General features: G+C 68.5%; 16 protein-coding genes. 10 read left to right on the forward strand and 6 right to left on the reverse strand.

The genetic code is table 11. From position 1 onward, the window contains the following. The first annotated feature begins 48 nt into the window (after nt 1–48). The 7 genes from BN976_RS20500 to BN976_RS20530 all read left to right on the forward strand — a co-directional run bounded on the left by BN976_RS20500 (nt 49) and on the right by BN976_RS20530 (nt 8,841). The gene (locus BN976_RS20500) at nt 49–537 is read left to right on the forward strand and encodes a M23 family metallopeptidase (RefSeq protein ID WP_036373430.1); all 489 of its coding nucleotides are present in this window, start codon (nt 49–51) and stop codon (nt 535–537) included. Between the two features lie 143 nt (nt 538–680). Then, nucleotides 681–3,212: an ATP-binding cassette domain-containing protein gene (locus BN976_RS34455; protein WP_235622097.1), complete on the forward strand. Its 2,532-nt coding sequence runs from the start codon at nt 681–683 to the stop codon at nt 3,210–3,212. Continuing rightward, nucleotides 3,209–4,354 carry an ABC transporter permease gene (locus BN976_RS20510; RefSeq protein WP_036373433.1) on the forward strand — a complete coding sequence of 382 codons (1,146 nt, stop codon included), beginning with the start codon at nt 3,209–3,211 and terminating at the stop codon, nt 4,352–4,354. Before BN976_RS34455 ends, BN976_RS20510 begins: the two co-directional genes overlap by 4 nt. After that, nucleotides 4,351–5,352: an ABC transporter permease subunit gene (locus BN976_RS20515; RefSeq protein ID WP_084182344.1), complete on the forward strand. Its 1,002-nt coding sequence runs from the start codon at nt 4,351–4,353 to the stop codon at nt 5,350–5,352. Before BN976_RS20510 ends, BN976_RS20515 begins: the two co-directional genes overlap by 4 nt. Next, on the forward strand, nt 5,349–6,383 hold the full coding sequence (locus BN976_RS20520) for a LacI family DNA-binding transcriptional regulator (protein WP_109489634.1): 1,035 nt from the start codon (nt 5,349–5,351) through the stop codon (nt 6,381–6,383). Before BN976_RS20515 ends, BN976_RS20520 begins: the two co-directional genes overlap by 4 nt. Next, nucleotides 6,380–7,891 carry an L-arabinose isomerase gene (araA, locus tag BN976_RS20525; protein ID WP_036373437.1) on the forward strand — a complete coding sequence of 504 codons (1,512 nt, stop codon included), beginning with the start codon at nt 6,380–6,382 and terminating at the stop codon, nt 7,889–7,891. Before BN976_RS20520 ends, araA begins: the two co-directional genes overlap by 4 nt. Continuing rightward, complete coding sequence (locus BN976_RS20530; protein WP_051558521.1) at nt 7,888–8,841, forward strand: aldose 1-epimerase family protein; 954 nt, start codon at nt 7,888–7,890, stop codon at nt 8,839–8,841. The genes araA and BN976_RS20530 overlap by 4 nt, the downstream gene beginning before the upstream one ends. A 17-nt stretch (nt 8,842–8,858) precedes the next feature. On the opposite strand, the gene BN976_RS20535 is transcribed toward BN976_RS20530, so the two are convergent. The 5 genes from BN976_RS20535 to chvE all read right to left on the reverse strand — a co-directional run bounded on the left by BN976_RS20535 (nt 8,859) and on the right by chvE (nt 15,098). Continuing rightward, nucleotides 8,859–10,079, reverse strand: a complete 1,221-nt coding sequence (locus BN976_RS20535; RefSeq protein ID WP_234935512.1) for a galactokinase — start codon at nt 10,077–10,079, stop codon at nt 8,859–8,861. Next, a complete protein-coding gene (gene galT, locus BN976_RS20540) occupies nt 10,076–11,227 on the reverse strand; it encodes a galactose-1-phosphate uridylyltransferase (protein WP_375167654.1) in 1,152 nt (383 codons plus the stop codon). Before galT ends, BN976_RS20535 begins: the two co-directional genes overlap by 4 nt. Continuing rightward, on the reverse strand, nt 11,224–12,474 hold the full coding sequence (gene mmsB / locus BN976_RS20545; RefSeq protein ID WP_036373444.1) for a multiple monosaccharide ABC transporter permease: 1,251 nt from the start codon (nt 12,472–12,474) through the stop codon (nt 11,224–11,226). Before mmsB ends, galT begins: the two co-directional genes overlap by 4 nt. Nucleotides 12,475–12,478: 4 nt before the next feature. Next, nucleotides 12,479–14,014: a multiple monosaccharide ABC transporter ATP-binding protein gene (mmsA, locus tag BN976_RS20550; protein ID WP_036373447.1), complete on the reverse strand. Its 1,536-nt coding sequence runs from the start codon at nt 14,012–14,014 to the stop codon at nt 12,479–12,481. A 67-nt stretch (nt 14,015–14,081) separates the two neighbouring features. Further along, entirely contained in the window at nt 14,082–15,098 is a 1,017-nt protein-coding gene (chvE, locus tag BN976_RS20555; RefSeq protein ID WP_409366019.1) for a multiple monosaccharide ABC transporter substrate-binding protein, read from the reverse strand. Between the two features lie 159 nt (nt 15,099–15,257). On the opposite strand from chvE, the gene BN976_RS20560 reads away from it, so the two are divergent. The 3 genes from BN976_RS20560 (at nt 15,258) to BN976_RS20570 (ending at nt 18,779) form a co-directional block, all read left to right on the forward strand. Beyond that, complete coding sequence (locus tag BN976_RS20560; RefSeq protein ID WP_234935511.1) at nt 15,258–16,286, forward strand: LacI family DNA-binding transcriptional regulator; 1,029 nt, start codon at nt 15,258–15,260, stop codon at nt 16,284–16,286. Between the two features lie 130 nt (nt 16,287–16,416). Beyond that, nucleotides 16,417–18,090, forward strand: coding sequence for a ribulokinase (gene araB / locus BN976_RS20565; RefSeq protein WP_036373452.1), 1,674 nt, complete (start codon nt 16,417–16,419; stop codon nt 18,088–18,090). After that, nucleotides 18,087–18,779 carry an L-ribulose-5-phosphate 4-epimerase gene (locus BN976_RS20570; protein WP_036373455.1) on the forward strand — a complete coding sequence of 231 codons (693 nt, stop codon included), beginning with the start codon at nt 18,087–18,089 and terminating at the stop codon, nt 18,777–18,779. The genes araB and BN976_RS20570 overlap by 4 nt, the downstream gene beginning before the upstream one ends. Nucleotides 18,780–18,792: 13 nt before the next feature. Here BN976_RS20570 and BN976_RS20575 read toward each other — a convergent pair whose 3' ends face one another. Then, the gene (locus BN976_RS20575; protein WP_036374140.1) at nt 18,793–19,695 is read right to left on the reverse strand and encodes a tyrosine recombinase XerC; all 903 of its coding nucleotides are present in this window, start codon (nt 19,693–19,695) and stop codon (nt 18,793–18,795) included. Between the last annotated feature and the right edge of the window lie 71 nt (nt 19,696–19,766).

Consider the following 19,766-nt stretch of genomic DNA (forward strand, 5'->3'; position numbering starts at 1 on the left):
GCAGGTTCGGGCTTTCCCTGTCCTGCGCCGGTCCGCTGAACTGGACGGATGCGGGTCCTGGCGAGTGCGATCGCCGTCGCGGTGGTGACGGCCGCGCCGGCCGCTGCCGACGACGTCCGGCTGGGCTGGCCGCTGCAACCGTCTCCGGCGGTGGTGCGCCAGTTCGACGCACCCGCCCCGAACTGGCAGCGCGGCCACCGCGGTGTCGACCTTGCCGGGACCGACGGGCAGCCGGTGTACGCGGCGGCAGCCGGCACGGTGGTGTTCGCCGGCGATCTGGCAGGCAGGCCCCTGGTGTCGATCGCGCACCCGGGCGGGCTGCGCACCACCTATGAACCCGTGCGGCCGGCGGTGCGGCGGGGACAGCAGGTGACCGCCGGGTCCGCGCTCGGCGAACTGGCCGCGGGACATCCGAACTGCGCGGCGCCGGCCTGCCTGCACTGGGGAGCGATGTGGGGGCCGGCGTCTCGGGCCGACTACGTCGACCCGGTGGGACTGCTCGGCACCACCGCGATCCGGCTCAAGCCTCTGCGCTGACGGTCCGCGGTCGATCGTTGTGAGCGCTCACGCGGGCAAGTAGATGGGTTTGAACAGGAGTTTCAGACGTTGACAGGTCACAGACGTTAACGTTAACATTCGCCAAATGTAATCCAGGCCACACCAGGAGCAAGGAGCGACCGTTGAGGAAACGAGCACTGTTCGCGGCACTGTCATTGGGGGTCGCGATCGCCACCACGCTGGCGGCATGTGGCAGCGGGCCGGCGCCCGACGGCGCAGGCGACGGCACCATCACGATGGGTTTCTCCCAAGTCGGCGCGGAAAGTGGATGGCGGACCGCCAATACCAAGTCGGTGCAGGAGGCGGCGTCAGCCGCCGGTGTCGACCTGAAGTTCTCCGACGCCAACGGAAAGCAGGAGAACCAGATCTCGGCCCTGCGGTCGTTCATCCAGCAGGGCGTCGACGTGCTGGCGTTCAGCCCCGTGGTGCGCACAGGTTGGGACGCCGTGCTGTTGGAGGCCAAGAACGCCGGCATCCCGGTGATCCTCACCGACCGCGCCGTGGACACCACGGTCCCCGACGCCTACGTGTCGTTCCTGGGCGCCGACTTCGTCGACGAGGGCCGCCGCGCCGGCCGGTGGGTGGTCGACGAGTATGCCGGTCAGACCGAGCCGGTCAACATCGTCATCCTGGAGGGCACCACCGGGGCCGACCCCGCCATCGACCGCAACACCGGCTTCGAGGAAGCGATCTCGGCATCGCCGAACCTCAACGTGATCGCCTCGCAGACAGGAGATTTCACGCGGTCAGGCGGCAAACAGGTGATGGAGGCCTTCCTCAAGGCGCATCCCGACATCGACCTGGTGTTCGCCCAGAACGACGATATGGGCCTGGGTGCGGTCGAGGCGATCCAGGCGGCGGGCAAGACCCCCGGTCAAGACATCAAGATCGTCGCGGTCGACGCGACGAGCGACGAGCGACGGCATGCGTGCGCTGGCCGACGGCAAATTCAACTTTCTCGTCGAATGCAACCCGTTGCTCGGCCCCCAGCTGATGGACCTCGCCGAGAAGGTGGTGGCCGGCGAACCGGTGCCCGCGCGCGTCGTGGTCCCGGACGAGACGTTCACCACCCAGCAGGCGATCGAAGCACTTCCCAACCGGCAGTACTGAACCCGGACAGCGAACCAGCCGACATGGACCGAGTCGACGAACCGGTGGTGCTGCTGTGCGGCATCGACGTCACCTTCCCCGGGGTGAAGGCGCTCGACGGTGTGGACTTCCGTCTGCTCCCCGGCGAAGTGCACGCCCTGATGGGTGAGAACGGCGCCGGCAAGTCCACGCTGATCAAGGCGCTGACCGGCGTCTATGACATCGACGGCGGCCAGATCACCGTCAATGGCGTCCCGCAGCGGTTCACCGGGCCGAGGCAAGCCCAGGACGCCGGGATCAGCACCGTCTACCAGGAGGTCAATCTCTGCCCGAACCTCACGGTCGCGGAGAACATCCTGCTGGGACGCGAACCCCGCCGTTTCGGCCGCATCATGTACCGGGCTGTGCATGATGCGGCGCGAGCGCTGCTGGCCCAACTCGAACTCGACATCGACCCGCGCTCGACGTTGGGCAGCCATCCGATCGCCATCCAGCAGCTGGTGGCCATCGCACGCGCCATGTCCGTATCCGCCAGGGTGCTCGTCCTGGACGAGCCCACGTCGAGCCTGGACACCGACGAGGTCGCCGAGCTGTTCCGCGTCATCCGCAGACTGCGCGACGACGGTACTGCGGTGTTGTTCGTATCCCACTTCCTGGACCAGGTCTACGAGATCTCGGACCGGATGACGGTGCTGCGCAACGGCAAGACGGTCGGCGAATGGCGCACCGCCGAACTCGACCGGCACCGGCTGATCTCGGCGATGGTCGGTCACGAACTCGATGTCCTCGGTGAGATCGCCTCCGAGGCATCGGAACTGCGTGTCGACGGGTCCGCCACCGCGTACGTGTCGGTCCGCCAGATCGAGCGTGCCCCGCAGGTCAAGCCCACCGACCTGGACATCCGCGCCGGCGAAATCGTCGGTCTGGCCGGGCTGCTCGGATCGGGACGCACCGAACTGGCCCGGTTGGTGTTCGGCGCGGACCGCGCCACCGGTGGCGACGTCAGCGTCGACGGTGCGCCCGCGCAGATCCGCTCACCACGCGCCGCGATCGGCCACGGCTTCGCGTTCACGTCGGAGAACCGCAAGACCGAGGGCATCATCGCCGATATGTCGGTGCGCGACAATCTCGTACTCGCGCTGCAGGCCCGCCGCGGATTCGCCAGACCCCTGTCCGCGCAGGCCAAGAACGACCTCGTCACCCGCTACATCGAGATGCTCCACATCCGCCCGGCCGACCCTGACACCCCGATCAAGAACCTCAGCGGGGGCAATCAGCAGAAAGTGCTGCTGGCCCGCTGGCTGATCACCCGGCCCCGGCTGCTGATCCTCGACGAACCGACCCGCGGCATCGACGTCGGCGCCAAGGCGCAGATCCAGAAATTGATCACCCAGCTGTCGGCCGACGGGATGGCGGTGCTGTTCATCTCCGCCGAACTCGATGAAGTGGCCCGCATCAGCAACCGCATCGCGGTGCTGCGCGACGGACTGACCGTAGCCGAAATCGGCGGTGGCTGTTCGGTTTCCGACCTCACCGCATTGATCGCCGGAGGTGGACGACAATGACCGGACCCACAACGAGGCTGCCGGCCCTGCGCCGGATCACCGCGTCGCCGCTGATCTGGCCGGTCCTCGCGCTGGTCGCGCTGATGGCGCTCAACGTGCTGCTCACCCCCGGATTCCTCAGCGTGCGTATCCAGGACGGCCACCTCTACGGAAGCACCATCGACATCCTGCGCAACGGTGCGCCCACCATGCTGGTCGCGCTGGGCATGACGCTGGTCATCGCCTCACGCGGGATCGACCTGTCGGTCGGTGCGGTGGTAGCGATCTCCGGCGCGCTGGCGTGCTCGCACGTGGCGGGTTCTGCCGACCCGACGAACGGCGCCACCATCGCCGCTGCGATGACGCTCGCGCTGGGCGCCGCGGCAGTACTGGGTCTGTGGAACGGCGCGCTGGTGTCGATCTTCGGGATCCAGCCGATCATCGCCACGCTCGTCCTGATGACGGCGGGCAGGGGTATCGCTCTGTTGATCACCGAAGGCCAGATCCTCACGGTCACAGGGGAACCCTTCAAGGTCCTCGGCGCCGGACACGCCTTCGGGTTGCCGGTGGCGGTGCTGGTGAGCCTCGCGGTGTTCGCCGCGGTGGGGTTGATGACCCGCTGCAGCGCGCTGGGCACGCTGTTGGAGGCAGTCGGGGTCAACCCGGAGGCCAGCAGGCTCGCCGGGGTGCGGTACCGAAGCATCGTGTTCGCGGTCTACGTGTTCTGCGCGGTCTGTGCCGGCATCGCGGGATTGATGATCGCGTCGAACATCGCCGCCGCCGACGCCAACAACGCCGGCCTCTGGATCGAGATGGATGCGATTCTCGCCGTGGTGATCGGCGGCACGTCACTGCTCGGCGGAAAGTTCAGTCTGACCGGAACACTGTTGGGCGCGTTGATCATCCAGACTCTCACCACCACGGTCTACACCGCGGGCATCACTCCGGAGACCACCTTGGTGTTCAAGGCCGCCGCGGTCATCCTGGTCTGTCTGGCGCAGGCGCCCAAGTTCCGGGCGCTGCTGCGACACGGACGCATCCGCCGGGGCCCCCGGCCGACAGCTGCTCCCACCGGGCCCGCCGGGTCCGACGCGCACCGCGCGGTCGGGACGACAGCCGAGTCGCAGTCGCAGTCGCAGTCGCAGAAGGTGACCACGTCATGAGCCTCGAGATCGCGCCCCGCCCCCGGCTCCTCGCCATACCCGGGAGAGCGGACTTCGGCGGACGCTTCCGGCCCCTGCTGGCGTCGTCGGCGTTGTTCGCCGCGCTGTTCGGCTTCGTCGTCCTCCGTTACGAATTCTCCAGTCCCACACAGCTGTTCCTGAATCTGTTGATCGACAATGGCCACCTGGTGGTGCTCGCCGTCGGGATGACCTTCGTGATCCTCACCGGCGGCATCGACCTGAGCGTCGGGTCGGTGGTGGCGCTGTCGACCGTGATCCTGGCCAAGACCCTGCAGGTGGGTTGGCCGACCCCGGTCGCCGTGACCGTGGTGCTCCTGGTCGGACCCGCGCTGGGCCTGGTGATGGGGCTGATCATCGAGTACTTCGAGGTGCAGCCGTTCATCGTGACGCTGGCCGGCATGTTCCTGGCCCGCGGATTCTGCTACCTGGTCAGCGTCGAGACGCTGCCGATCGACGATCCGGTGTTGCGCGTGTTCGGGTTGCAGTACCTCTACGTGTGGGCCGACAAGTTCATCCGCCCCACCGTCATCGTGATGTTGGTGGTGGTCGCGGTCGCGGTGTACGTCCTGCACCAGACCCGCTTCGGACGCACGGTGTACGCCGTCGGCGGTAACCGTCAGTCGGCGATGCTGATGGGTCTGGCCGCCGGCCGGGCGCGGGTGTCGGTGTACGTGGTCAGCGGCCTGTGTGCCTCGCTGGCCGGGCTGCTGCTCAGTGTGCAGAAGCTGTCCGGGTACAGCCTCAACGGGGTCGGACTCGAGCTCGACGCCATCGCCGCGGTCGTGATCGGCGGGGTGCTGCTCTCCGGCGGCGTCGGTATGGTCCTCGGCTCGGTGATCGGCGTGCTCATCCTGGGGACCATCCAGACCCTGGTCACCGCGGAGAACCTCGACTCGTACTGGACCCGGATCGTGACCGGCGTGCTGCTGTTGCTGTTCGTCCTGGTGCAGCGCGCGTTGTCGAGGGACACCCGGTGAGCGCGGACCGGACTTCGCGACGCCCCGTGATGGCCGACGTCGCCCGGCTGGCAGGCGTGTCACACCAGACGGTGTCGCGAGTCATCAACGGCGCGAACAACATCAAACCCACCACGCGTTCGCGGGTCGAGCATGCCATCGCCGCGCTGGGTTACCGGCCCAACACCGCGGCGCGCACGCTGGTCACCCGCCGGTCCAGGACCATCGGCATCATCAGCAGCAACACCTCGCAGCACGGACCGGCGCGTATCCAGCACTCCCTGCAGGAAGCCGCCCGGTCAGCGGGCTACTTCAGCAGCGTCGTGACGCTCTCCGAGATCACCCATCGGGAACTGCGCGACGCCGTCGAGCACCTCGACCGCCAATCGGTCGAGGCGATCGTGATGATCGCGACGCAGAGCGACGCGCTGGCGGTCGCGCACGCCGAATCCACCTCGACGCCGCTGATCCTGGTGGAGGGCGACCTGTCCGGGCGCGGATTGTCCGTGGGCGTCGACCAGATCGCCGGGGCGCGACTGGCGACCCGGCATCTGATCGAACTGGGGCACCGACGAATCGTGCATGTGTCCGGGCCGATGAGCTGGACCGAGGCCCGCGCCCGCCGCATCGGCTACGTCGAGGCCATGCACGGTGCCGGCCTGCCTGCCGACGCCGACTTCCAGGGCGACTGGAGCCCCGCCCGCGGTTACGCGATCGGTCGCGCGCTGGCCGAACGGCGCGACTTCACAGCGGTTTTCGTCGCCAACGACCAGATGGCCGTCGGAATCCTGCACGCCTTCGCCGAACTCGGCCTCGCCGTACCCGACGACGTCAGCGTGGTCGGCTTCGACGACATTCCCGAGGCCGCCTACACCAATCCTTCGCTGACCACCGTGCGCCAGGATTTCGCCGGGGTCGGGCGGCGCGCGATCGAGGTGGTCACCGCCGTCCTCGACGGAGCGCAGGTGATCTCCCCACTGCTGGCGCCGCAGTTGGTCGTCCGCGGCAGCAGCCGCACGCTCTCCAATCAGCAGAAAGGACTCATGGCATGATCGGTTCCCGCCTCGTCGACTCCGAGGTCTGGTTCGTCACGGGCAGCCAGTCGATGTACGGTCCCGACACCCTCGAGCAGGTGGCCTCGCAGTCCCAGGAGATCGCGGCCCGACTCGACCAGTCCGCCGAGATCCCGGTCCGGGTGCGCTGGCGGCCCACCGTCGTGTCGTCCGACGAGATCGCGGCGTTGGTCGCCGACGCGAACCGGGATCCGCACTGCATCGGGATCATCGCCTGGATGCACACCTTCTCCCCCGCCAAGATGTGGATCCGCGGACTGCGCGCACTTCAGCGGCCGCTGCTGCATCTGCACACCCAGCACAACGTGCAGCTGCCGTGGAGCACCATCGACATGGACTTCATGAACCTCAACCAGGCCGCGCACGGCGACCGCGAGTTCGGCTACATCCAGTCACGGCTGTCGATACCCCGCAAGACCGTCGCCGGCCACGTCGGCGATCCCTTGGTGCGCAATCGGATCGGTGACTGGGTTCGGGCCTCACTCGGCTTCGCCGAGGTGCGGACGATGAAGGTGGCCCGGTTCGGGGACAACATGCGCAGCGTCGCGGTCACCGAGGGCGACAAGGTGGAGGCCGAGGCGCATTTCGGGGTTTCGGTGAACAGCTTCGCCGTCAACGACCTCGCCGAGACGGTGTCGCGGGTCGCCGAGGACAGCGTCGACAAGCTGATCCGCGAGTACCGCGACCGCTACGACGTGGCCGAGGAACTGCTGCCCGGCGGTGCGCGGCACACCGCGTTGCGCGACGGCGCCCGGATCGAGGCCGGATTGCGGCGCTTCCTCGAGCAGCACGACTTCCAGGCGTTCACCACCAATTTCGAGGATCTGGGCGCGCTGAAGCAGCTGCCGGGGCTCGCCGTCCAACGACTGATGGCCGACGGATACGGTTTCGGGGGTGAAGGAGACTGGAAGACCGCGGTGATGCTGCGGACCGTGAAGGTGATGGCCGACGGGCTGCCGGGAGGCACGTCGTTCATGGAGGACTACACCTACGACCTGACGCCCGGGCGGGAACGGGTGCTCGGCGCGCACATGCTCGAGGTGTGCCCGACGATCACCGAGTCCCGGCCGTCGCTGGAAGTGCATCCGCTGTCCATCGGCAACCGCGACGACCCGGTGCGGCTGCGGTTCACCGCCACCCCCGCCGACGCGACCATCCTCGGGATCTGCGACATGGGTTCCCGATTCCGTTTGGTGGCCAACACCGTTCGGGTGGTCGAGCCGACGGCTGCTCTCCCGAAACTGCCGGTCGCGTGCGCGGTATGGGAGCCGCTGCCGAACTGGACGGTCTCCACCGAGGCGTGGCTGGCGGCGGGGGCACCCCACCACACCGTGCTCACGACCGCGTTGGGTACCGCACCCCTCGAAGATTTCGCCACCATGACCGGCACCGAACTCCTGGTCATCGACACCGAGACCACGGTGAGGTCCTTTGCGCGTGAATTGCGTTGGAACAACGCCTATCACCATCTGGCGGCCGGCCTGTGACGACCGCTCCCCCGGTTGCCTCGGCATCGACCTGCGGTGACGAATACGAGCTGACTCTGCCCGGTCCACGACCGGTACGGGCGGTGATCACCGAGGTCGGCGCCGGCCTGCGGGAGCTCTCCGTCGCAGGGGTGGCGCTGACACCGGGATACGACACCACCACGCTGCGCCCGTTCTACAGCGGGGTGGTGCTCGCGCCGTGGCCGAACCGGGTCCGCGACGGCCGCTGGACGCTGGACGGGGCACCCCAGCAACTCGACATCACCGAGCCCGAGAACGCCAACGCCCTGCACGGCCTGCTCTGCTTCACCGCCTACCGACCGACCGAGTACAGCGCCGCGGCCATCACCCTGGGCGCGCGGATCCACCCCCAGCACGGTTACCCGTTCAGTCTGCGGACCCGGGTGCGGTACGCCCTGACCGGCGACGGGTTGAGCGTCACCCACACGACCGAGAACCTCGGTGATGCGCCTGCACCCGTCGCGGTGGGCGCGCATCCGTTCCTGACGATCGGCGACGTCGCCGCCGACGAGCTCGTGCTGACCGTCGCGGCCGACCGGCACATCGACGTCGATGCCAGACTCAATCCGATCGGGACGACCGCGGTCCCCGGCACCGGGTGGGACCTGCGCCGCGGACGGCGGGTGGGCGAGTTGGATCTCGACGACTGCTGGACTGATCTGCACACCGTCGACGGCGTCAGCACCCACACCCTGCGCGCACCCGACGGCCGGTCCGTATCGCTTTGTGCCGGAGCCGGTTTCGACTACGTGCACGTCTTCGTCACCCGGCGCTACCCCGGGCCGGGCGGATGCGTCACCGCCGTGGCCGTCGAGCCGATGACCGCGGCGGCGGACGCCTTCAACAGCGGCTCGGGGCTGCGTTGGCTTCATCCGGGCCGGCACTGGTCGGCGTCGTGGTCGATCCGCTACCGGACCCCCGATCAGTAGACGCGGCGGGCCGCGGATCAGTAGACGCGGCGCGCCGCGGCCGCGCAGGTGGCAGCCAGGAACCGCGGCTCGGGCATCCCGGCTTCGCGAGCCGCGCGCAGGACGGTCTCCGCGACGACTGGGATCCGGTCGACCTCGGTGAGTGCCAGCACCGATCCGCCGAATCCGCCGCCGATCATCCGGGCGCCGAGCGCACCGGCGCCGACGGCTGCCTCGACGGCCAGGTCGAGTTCCACCGAGCTGACCTGAAGGTCGTTGCGCAACGACCGGTGCGACGCGGTCAACAACGGCCCGACAGCGGCCAACTCACCCGCACGCAGCCGGTCGACGGCGACGTCCACACGCCGGAACTCGGTGAGGACATGCCGCAGCGGCCTGCGTAGATGATGGGCGCCCAGGGTGGCGAGGTCCACCATGTCCTGCACGTCGCCGACGGCGTGCAGGACGCGGCGATCCACCCGTGCGCACGCCTGCTCGACCAGAGCGCGGCACCGACCGTAGCCGCCTTCGACGAGGCGGTGCGGCGCGTTGGTGTTGATCACCAGCAGCGCCAGTTTCGGGTTCACGCCGTCGAGTGCGACGTGGTCGACGCCGCCCACGGCGCAGTCGAGCACCATGGCGTGCCCGGCGCGGGCCCGCAACGACACGGACTGGTCCATCAGGCCGGTGGAGGCCCCCACCACCACGTTTTCCGCGGTGGCGCAGTCGCGGGCCAACACGGCTCGGCCGGTGTCGTCGGTCGCCACCCCCGACAGCTCGGCCACTCCCAACGCCACCGCGCATTCCAGCGCGGCCGAACTCGACAGGCCGGCGCCCTGCGGCACCGTGGAGCTGACGGCGATGTCGATGCCCGGCATCCGGGCGATGGTGTCGTGGTAGGCCATCGCCCACACCACCCCGGCCGCGTAGCCCGCCCACCCCGCAGGACTGCCTGGCCCGACATCACCCACACGGCCCGTCCAGTCGGGCTGCGGGCCGGTGGAGGTGCACCGCACGACGTCGTCGTCGCGAATCCGGACCGCCACCGCGGTGGCATACGGCAGCGCGAACGGCACCACCCGGCCCCCCACATAGTCGACATGTTCACCGATGAGGTTGGCCCGCCCCGGTGCGACCCAGACACCCTGCGGCGCATCCGAGAACGCCTCGGCGAACGCGGCGCTGGCATGGTCGGCGAGCACCTGGTCGGAAACCGGAGGAAGTATCCGGTGCGGGCGGGTGGACCACGACACGCTCACCGGACCTCCCGGAATCTGGCGGCGATGTCTTCGGGGGTGGTGTCGTTGATCCACGCTCCCATCCCCGATTCCGATCCGGCCAGGTACTTGAGCCGATGCGGGGCCCGCATGACCGAGAACAGCTGTAGGTGCAGTCGTCCAAGTTCCCGTTCGGCGCCCAGCGGTGCCTGGTGCCACGCCGCGACATACGGTGTTTCGTCGACCCCGTCGAAGAATCGGTCGACCCGGCCCAGCAGGTCCAGATATATCGTGGCCAGTTCGTCCCGCTCGTCCTCGCAGAGTTCGGTGAAGTCGGCGACATCGCGGTGCGGCATCAGATGTACCTCCAGGGGCCAGCGCGCCGCCGCGGGGACGAACGCGGTCCATCGCTCCCCCGCCACCACCACCCGGCGGCGGGCACGCCTTTCGGCGTCGAGCACGTCGGCGAACAGGTTGGCGCCGGTGGCGGCCCGGTGCAGTCGCGCCCGGCGCAGCACCGCCTCGGTCCGAGGCGGCAGGTACGGGTAGGCGTAGATCTGGCCGTGCGGATGGGTCAATGTCACGCCGATCTCCCGTCCACGGTTCTCGAAGCAGAACACCTGCGCGACACCCGGAAGGCGTGACAGCTCCGCGGTTCTGTCCGCCCACACGTCGATCACGGTGCGGGCGCGGCGATGACCGACCGTGGCGAAGCTGGCGTGCGGATCGCTGGTGAAGCAGACGACCTCGCAGCAGCCGATGCCGGGCTTCATCGGCCACAGCGGTTCGCCGTCGAGATACTGCGGGAGGTCCAGATCGGCCGCACGCACCGACAACGACGGGAACCGGTTCTCGAAAACCACGACGTCGTAGTCGGCGGCCGGGATCTCGGTTGCCGGCCTGCCGGGGCGTGACGGCGCCAGCGGCGACGCGCCCGCCGGCGGCAGATACGTGCGGTCCATCCGGTGGGCCGCGATCGTGATCCACTCCCCGGTCAACACGTCGAAGCGCAGCTGGGACTGCGAAGTGACCGGCGGCAGGGTGCGGGGGTCGCGATCTGTCCGCGGCGGCGCAGCGTCACTCTCGTCGTAGTAGATCAGCCGGCGCCCGTCGGCCAACGTCGTCACGGTCTTGCGCAGGGACCCAGTTCCGTTGCGGGACAGGGACGGCTGCGGGCACCGGCCGGTCAATGGCCACCGCGGCGCTTGTTGTACACGTCGAAGCCCACCGCGGCCAGCAGCACAAGGCCCTTGATGACCTGCTGAACGTCGGTGCCGATACCCAGAATCGACATCCCGTTGTTGAGCACACCGAGGACGAGGCCGCCGACGATGGCACCGAACACGGTTCCGACGCCACCGCTGGAGGAGGCGCCGCCGATGAAGGCCGCCGCGATCGCCTCCAGTTCGAAGTTGATGCCGGCCTGTGGGGTGGCCGAGTTCAGTCGGGCCGCGAACATCAGACCCGCGACGGCGGCGAGTGCGCCCATGTTGACGAACACCAGCATCGTGACCCAGCGGTTGCGGATTCCGGACAGCTTCGCCGCCGCGGCGTTGCCTCCCACCGCGTATACCTGGCGACCGAACACGGTGTTGCGCATCAGGAATGCGTAGATCAGCGTCAGCACCACCAGGATGATGCCGACGATCGGGACACCGCGGTAGCTGGCCAGCAACAGCGTGACGGTGCCCAGCGCGCCCGCGATGGCGGCACATTTGGCGACGAACAGCGGAACACCCGACACCGGTTCGCCGTACCGGATCTGAGACCGTCGCCGGCGGATCTGCATGCCGACGGCGGCGACGGTGATCGCGCCGCCGAGCAGGACCGTCGGCCAGTGGTATACCGCGTCGGTACCCCATTCGGGAAGGAACCCGCTGCTGAAGGTCTGCAGCGCCGGGGGCATCGGCGCGATGGACTGTCCCTGCAGGATGTACTGGGTGGCGCCGCGGAAGATCAGCATGCCGCCGAGGGTGACGATGAACGACGGGATACCGACGAACGCGATCCAGAACCCCTGCCAGGCACCGATCGCCGCGCCCATCGCGACGCAGAGCACCACCGCCAGCAGCCATGGCATGTCGTTGCGCACCATCAGGACCGCCGACATCGCGCCGGTGAAGGCGGCGATCGATCCGACGGACAGGTCGATGTGGCCGTTGATGATCACGATCACCATCCCGATCGCGAGCACCAGGATGTACCCGTTCTGCTGGATGATGTTGGTGACGTTGAGCGGCATCAACAGGATGCCGTCGGTCCACACCTGGAACAGCAGCACGATCGCCAACAGGGCGACCACCATGCCCGATTGCCGGATGTGGGAGGTCAGGAACCGGGAGAGCCTGTCCCGCAGACCCGTTGGCTGCGGCTGAGGTGCGCTGGGCGGCCGGGTCGCCGGGGGGTTCTGCGACGGTTGGTCGACGGTGGCGGTCACAAGATCAGCGTCCTTTCATCATCAGCCGCATCAGGGTCTCCTGATCGGCGCGTGCTCGGTCGACTTCGCCGGTGAGCCGTCCCTGGCCCAACGTGTAGATGCGGTCGCAGAGGCCGAGCAGTTCGGGCAGTTCGGAGGAGATGACGATGACGGCCTTCCCGCGGGCGGCCAGTTCGTCGATGATCTGGTAGATCTCGTACTTGGCGCCCACATCGATGCCGCGGGTCGGCTCGTCGAGGATCAGCACGTCGGGATCGGTGAACAACCACTTGCTCAGGACGACCTTCTGTTGGTTGCCGCCCGACAGTTTGCCGGCAACCGTGGTCACCGACGACGCCTTGATGCTCATCGATTCGCAGAAGCGTTCGCCCACGCGGGTTTCCGCCCGGAAGTCGATCACCGATCTGCGGCTGATCTTCGGCAACGACGGCAGCGTGATGCTGGTGGAGATGCTGTCCATCAGGTTCAGTCCGAGCTGTTTGCGGTCCTCGGTCACGTAGGCGATCCCGTTGCCGATCGCAGCCGGCACCGAGCTGGTGTCGATGTCGCGCTCTCCCTTGCTGACCCGGCCGCACACGTATCGGCCGTAGGACCGGCCGAACACGCTCATCGCCAACTCGGTCCGCCCGGCGCCCATCAGACCGGCGATCCCGACGATCTCGCCGGCCCGAACGTTCAGTGACACGTCGTCGACCACCTTTCGGTGCTGATCGATCGGGTGCAGAACCGTCCAGTTCGCCACCGAGAAGGCGACCGGACCGATCTCGCGCGTCTGTCGTGGCGGGAAGCGCTGGGTCAGGTCGCGGCCGACCATGCCCCGCACGATGTCGTCCTCGGTCAGTCCGGTGTCGACGCGGACGGTGTCGATCGTGGCTCCGTCGCGCAGGGTCGTCACCGAGTCGGCGATCTCGAGTACCTCATTGAGCTTGTGCGAGATCAGGATCGACGTCAGTCCGTGCCGGCGCAGGTCGGCGATGAGATCGAGCAGATGGCGGCTGTCTGAGTCGTTCAGCGCCGCGGTGGGCTCGTCGAGAATCAGCAACCGGACGTCCTTGGCCAGCGCCTTGGCGATCTCCACCAGTTGTTGCTTGCCCACGCCGATGTCGGCGACCCTGGTCTGTGGGCTCTCGTCGAGACCGACGCGGTCCAGCAACTCGCGCGCGCGGACCAGGGTGCGGCCCCAGTCGATGACACCGAAACGCCCGATCTCGTTGCCGAGGAACAGGTTCTCGGCGATCGAGAGGTAGGGCACCAGCGCCAGCTCCTGGTGGATGACGGCGATTCCGCACCGTTCGCTGGACCGGATGTCCTTGAACTCGCAGCGCTTTCCGTCGAAGTAGATTTCGCCGCGGTAGCTTCCGTGCGGGTACACACCGCTGAGGACCTTCATCAGGGTGGACTTGCCTGCGCCGTTCTCACCGCAGATGGCGTGCGTCTCACCGGAAGTCACCGTCAGGTCGACATCGGACAGTGCCCGGACCCCGGGGAACTCCTTGGTGATCCCCCGCATCTCCAAGAGCACAGGGCCGTGCCCCGTCATTGCACCTGGGCCTGGGTGTAGTAGCCCGAGTCGACCAGCACCTGTGCGTAGTTGGACCTGTCGACGCTCACCGGCTGGAGGAGGTGGGCCGGTACCACCTTGACCCCGTTGTCGTAGGTTCCCGTGTCGTTGACCACCGGGTCCCGCCGTTGAGCACCGCGTCGGACATCTGGACGGCGGAGCGGGCCAGCTCACGGGTGTCCTTGAACACGGTCTGGGTCTGCTCACCCGCCACGATCGACTGCACCGAGGCCAGCTCGGCATCTTGACCGGTCACCACGGGCAGCGGCCGGGCGGCGTTGCCGTAGCCGGCGCTCTTGAGCGCGGAGATCACGCCGCGCGAGATGCCGTCGTAGGGCGAGAGCACCGCGTTCACCGGCGCTGCGGTGTAGGCCTGGCTGAGCAGGTTGTCCATCCGCGACTGGGCGAGTCCACCGTCCCACCGCAGTGTGGCGACCTGATTGAAGTCGGTCTGGCCGCTACGCACCACCAGCTTGCCGTTGTCGAGGTAGGGCTGCAGCACGCTCATGGCGCCGTCGAAGAAGAAGGTGGCGTTGTTGTCGTCGGGCGAACCGGCGAACAGTTCGATGTTCAGCGGTGCCGGAGCGGCGTCGGGCTTGAGCGAGTCGACGATGTACTGCGCCTGCAACACGCCGACTTTGAAGTTGTCGAAGGTGGCGTAGTAGTCGACGTTGCCGGTACCGCGGATCAGCCGGTCATAGCTGATCACAGGAATGCCGGCGGCCGCGGCGTTCTCCAGGGTGGCGGTCAGCGAGGAACCGTCGATCGGCGCGATCACGAGCAGGTCGACGCCCTTGGTGATCATGTTCTCGATCTGGGACACCTGGTTCTGCACCACGTCGTCGCCGTACTGCAGGTCGGTCTGGTAGCCCATTTCGTGGAACTGGTCGACCATGTTCTGCCCGTCGGCGACCCACCGCTCGGAAGACTTGGTCGGCATCGCGATGCCGACCGTGCGCTGCCCGCCTCCGGAGTCGGCCGGTTCGGCGGATCTGCCGCAGCCGGCCAGCACCGCCGCCAGCAGCGCGATCACCACGACCGCCGCCCAGTTCAGTTTCCTCATCACTACCTCCCGAGACTCGGGCCGACCCGCTGCACCGAATGTGAGCGTTAACATTGCGGGGATCAGTATGTGATGGCGCTCACGTCGTTGTCAACGCCACTTCGACACGGCGAACGCCGGAAGGCCATCGCACGAGGTCGGGAGGGCTACATTCGGAGCGTGCCACCACCCCGTGAAAGAACCGGACGCCACGTCAGCATGTTCGACGTGGCCCGTCTCGCGGGTGTGTCCCATCAGACCGTCTCACGGGTACTCAACGGATCCGACGCGGTGCGGGAATCGACGCGCCAACGCGTCACCGAGGCGATCGACCAACTCGGGTACCGGCGCAACCTCGCGGCGCGCGCGCTGGTCACCCGCCGCACGGCCACGATCGGCGTCATCTGCTTCAACACCACACTGTTCGGCCCGGCCAGCATGCTCTACGCAATCGAACAGGCGGCCACCGAGGCAGGTTTTTTCGTCAGCGTCGCCACCGATTCGACAGTGGACAGCACCACCCTTCCCCGCGCCTTGCGCCGGCTGGAGGAACAGTCCGTGGAAGGCGTCATCGTCATCGCGCCACTGGCGGCCAACCGGGAAGCCCTACGCGCTCTTCGGAATCCGGTTCCCGTTGTCGCGGTGGACGCGACGCCGGGGCTGGGAATCCCGGTCGTCGGCGTCGACCAGGTCGACGGTGCCCGGCAGATGACCCGTCACCTGCTCGACGGCGGCGCCACCACGGTGTGGCACGTCGCGGGCGCCGCGGAGTGGACCGAGACCGACGCGCGGCTCGCCGGCTGGCGCAGCGAACTCCTCGAGCACGGCCGTGCGGTACCCGAGCCTCTGCGCGGCGACTGGACGCCGCGTTCGGGTTACCTCGCCGGGCTCGAACTGGGCGCCGACCCGTCCGTGGAAGCCGTCTTCGTCGCCAACGACCAGATGGCGCTCGGCGTGCTGCGGGGCCTGGCCGAATCGGGTCGCTCGGTGCCCGGCGACGTGCTGGTGGGCGGATTCGACGACGTTCCCGAGTCCGAGTTCTACTGCCCGCCGTTGACCACCGTGCGGCAGGACTTCGCGTCGGTGGGACGCCGCAGCGTCGACCTTCTCGTCGAGGAGATCGAGCGCGCGGCGAACGGGGAGGCCTCGGCATCGACGGCGGTCATCCCGGCCGAACTCATCGTGCGGCAGAGCTCGCGCAGGCGCTGAGCGCGAAGTCACCGCATTGACCCCCGCGGAATGTTATCGCTAACATGTGAGCGTTAACACATCTGCATCCAGAAGGTGTCGTCATGCCGCAGCGTTGCCCCACCGATTCGACCGATCGCGCCGGTGCACCATGACCGGACCCGAAAAGTACACCGTAGGAATCGATTTCGGCACGCTGTCGGGACGCGCCCTGGTCGTCCGGGTGTCCGACGGGGCCGAGCTGGGCAGCGCCGAGCATGCCTATCGGCACGCCGTCATCACCGACCACCTGCCGGGTCGGCCCGACACCGAGCTGCCGCCCGACTATGCGCTGCAGGTGCCTGCCGACTACCTCGAAGTGCTGCGCACCGCCGTCCCCGCCGCGGTGCACCGGGCGGGTGTCGATCCCTCCGACGTCATCGGATTGGCCACTGACTTCACCGCGTGCACGATGATCCCGACCCGGCACGACGGCACACCGCTGTGCGAGCTGCCCGCGTGGCGCGATCACCGACATGCGTACGCCAAGCTGTGGCGCCACCACGCCGCGCAGCCGCAGGCCGACCGCATCAATCGGCTCGCCGCGCAGCGCGGTGAGCCGTGGCTGGGCCGCTACGGCGGGCTGATCTCCAGCGAGTGGGAGTTCGCCAAGGCCCTGGAGATCCTCGACGAGGATCCGGAGCTGTACGCCGCCGTCGAGCGCTGGGTGGAGGCCGCCGACTGGATCGTCTGGCAGCTGTGCGGCACCTATCTGCGCAATGTCTGCACCGCCGGATACAAGGCCATCCGGCAGGACGGGCGGTACCCGTCGCGCGAGTTCCTGGCCGCGCTCGATCCGGCGTTCGCCGACGTCGTCGTCGACAAGATCGACCAACCGATCGGGCGCCTCGGCGACCGGGCGGGCGGGCTCACCGCACAGGCCGCCGAATGGACCGGGCTTCCCGTCGGCATCCCGGTCGCGGTCGGCAACGTCGACGCCCACGTCACCGCCGCGGCGGCTGACGCTCTGGATCCCGGACGACTGGTCGCCATCATGGGCACCTCGACCTGTCACGTCGTCAATGCCGCTGTGATGCAGAAGGTTCCGGGAATGTGTGGCGTCGTCGACGGCGGCATCGTCGACGGCCTGTGGGGGTATGAGGCCGGCCAGTCCGGCGTCGGGGACATCTTCGCGTGGTTCGTCGAGCACTGTGTCCCGGGCCGCTACGAACGAGAAGCCGAGCGGTCCGGCCGCACCCTGCACGAGCACCTCACCGCGCTCGCCGCCGCCCAGCACGTCGGCCAGCACGGACTGATCGCGCTGGACTGGCACAGCGGCAACCGGTCGGTGCTCGTCGATCACCGGCTCTCGGGGGTGATGGTGGGCCAGACACTGGCCACCACCTGTGTCGACCAGTACCGGGCACTACTGGAGGCCACCGCGTTCGGGACCAGGGTGATCGTGGAAACGCTGCAGCGCCATGGTGTTCCGATCATCGAGCTGGTGGTCGCAGGCGGGCTGGTGAAGAACGAGCTCCTGATGCAGATCTACGCCGACGTCACCGGCCTGCCACTGTCGTGCGTGCCGTCGGCGCAGGCGCCCGCACTCGGATCCGCCATCCACGCCGCCACCGCGGCCGGCGCCTACCCGTCGGTGCGCGAGGCGGCCGCGCGGATGGGGCGCCGCCGGCAGCGCGCCTTCGCGCCGATACCGGCCAACGTCGAGCGCTACGACGCCCTCTACGCCAAATACCTGGCGCTGCACGACTATTTCGGACGCGAGAACACGATGATGCGCGAACTGCGCGAGGCCAACCTGAATCCGAACGTGGGAGCACTCACATGACCCTCACCCTGTCCCCGGACGTGCAGGACGCGATCGCTGCCCTGCGCGACCAGTTGTGCACACTGCATGCCGAACTCACCCGCTACCAGTTGGTGATCTGGACCGCAGGCAACGTCTCGGCGCGGGTGCCCGGATCGGATCTGATGGTGATCAAACCCTCTGGGGTGCCCTATGATTCGCTCACCCCGGGCCACATGGTGGTGTGCGATCTGGACGGCCGCGCGGTGGCCGGCGAGCTGTCGCCGTCCTCGGACACCGCCGCACACGCCTACGTATACCGGCACATGCCCGACGTCGGTGGGGTGGTGCACACCCACTCGACCTATGCCACGGCGTGGGCGGCGCGCGGCGAGCCCATCCCGTGCGTGCTGACGATGATCGCCGACGAGTTCGGTGGCGATATTCCGGTGGGCCCGTTCGCCGTCATCGGCGACGACTCCATCGGGCGGGGCATCGTGGCGACCCTGGCGCGCAGCAACTCACCGGCGGTACTGATGCGCAATCACGGCCCGTTCACCGTCGGCGGCACCGCCCGCGACGCGGTCAAGGCCGCGGTCATGCTGGAGGATGTCGCCCGCACGGTCCACATCAGCCGACAGCTGGGCGCTCCGCTGCCCATCGAGACCGCCGACATCGACCGGTTGCACCGCCGCTACCAGAACGCCTACGGGCAGACCGGCGGCAACTGACTGTCGCGCCCCGTCAGGCGCGGGGGTGGGCCTGGTCGTGCACGGCTCGGAGCCGCGCCACGGTGACGTGGGTGTAGAGCTGGGTGGTGGCCAGCGACGAATGGCCGAGCAGCTCCTGCACCACCCGCAGATCGGCGCCGCCCTCGAGCAGGTGGGTCGCGGCGCTGTGCCGCAGGCCGTGCGGCCCGATGTCGGGGGCGCCGCTGACGGCGGCCATCGTCTGGTGCACGACGGTGCGCGCCTGCCTGGGGTCCAGCCGGCCGCCGCGGGCGCCGAGCAGCAGCGCCGCACCGGAACCAGCGGTGACCAGCGCGGGCCTGCCCTCGGACAGCCACGCGGTCAGGGCGGCGTGCGCGGGATCGCCGTACGGCACGGTCCTCTGCTTGTTGCCTTTGCCCAGCACCCGTAACAGCCGGCGCGCAGTGTCGACGTCATCGATGTCCAGCCCGCACAGCTCGCTGACGCGAATACCGGTGGCGTAGAGCATCTCCACAATCAACCGGTCCCGCAGGGCCAACGGATCCCCCTGCTGCGCACCTGATTTCGCGGCGTCCATGGCCTCACGTGCCTGGTCCTGACGGAGCACCGAGGGGAGGGTGCGGCGGGCCTTGGGCACCTGCAGCCGGGCCGCCGGATCCTCGGTCATCAGGCCCCGGCGCACCGCCCACGCGGTGAAGGTCTTCACCGCCGAGGTGCGGCGGGCCAGCGTCGAGCGGGCGGCCCCGGCCGTCGCCTGCGCGGCCAGCCAGGACCGAAGCACCGGCAGGGTCAGACCTCGCAGTCCGGTGTCGGGGCGACGATCGGCGAGGAAGTCGAACAACGCCCGCACATCACCCAGGTAGGCCCGCCGGGTGTGCTCGGAACGGCCACGTTCGAGCGCGAGGTACTCGTCGAACTCCTCGAGGTAGAGCCCGATTCCCGGGTCGCTGCGCTCCTGCCCGCCGTGCCCGATTCCCGGGTCGCTGCGCTCCTGCCCGCCGTGCCCGA

This window comes from Mycolicibacterium austroafricanum (genome assembly GCF_000612725.1).
Taxonomy (GTDB): Bacteria; Actinomycetota; Actinomycetes; order Mycobacteriales; family Mycobacteriaceae; genus Mycobacterium; species Mycobacterium austroafricanum.

What these genes read in the sequence shown, in the direction of transcription:
- BN976_RS20500 (WP_036373430.1), top strand. Translation starts at nt 49, where the DNA reads ATGCGGGTCCTGGCGAGTGCGATCGCCGTCGCGGTGGTGACGGCCGCG.
- BN976_RS20510 (WP_036373433.1), top strand. Translation starts at nt 3,209, where the DNA reads ATGACCGGACCCACAACGAGGCTGCCGGCCCTGCGCCGGATCACCGCG.
- BN976_RS20515 (WP_084182344.1), top strand. Translation starts at nt 4,351, where the DNA reads ATGAGCCTCGAGATCGCGCCCCGCCCCCGGCTCCTCGCCATACCCGGG.
- araA (WP_036373437.1), top strand. Translation starts at nt 6,380, where the DNA reads ATGATCGGTTCCCGCCTCGTCGACTCCGAGGTCTGGTTCGTCACGGGC.
- mmsA (WP_036373447.1), bottom strand. Translation starts at nt 14,014, where the DNA reads ATGACGGGGCACGGCCCTGTGCTCTTGGAGATGCGGGGGATCACCAAG.
- chvE (WP_409366019.1), bottom strand. Translation starts at nt 15,098, where the DNA reads ATGAGGAAACTGAACTGGGCGGCGGTCGTGGTGATCGCGCTGCTGGCG.
- araB (WP_036373452.1), top strand. Translation starts at nt 16,417, where the DNA reads ATGACCGGACCCGAAAAGTACACCGTAGGAATCGATTTCGGCACGCTG.
- BN976_RS20570 (WP_036373455.1), top strand. Translation starts at nt 18,087, where the DNA reads ATGACCCTCACCCTGTCCCCGGACGTGCAGGACGCGATCGCTGCCCTG.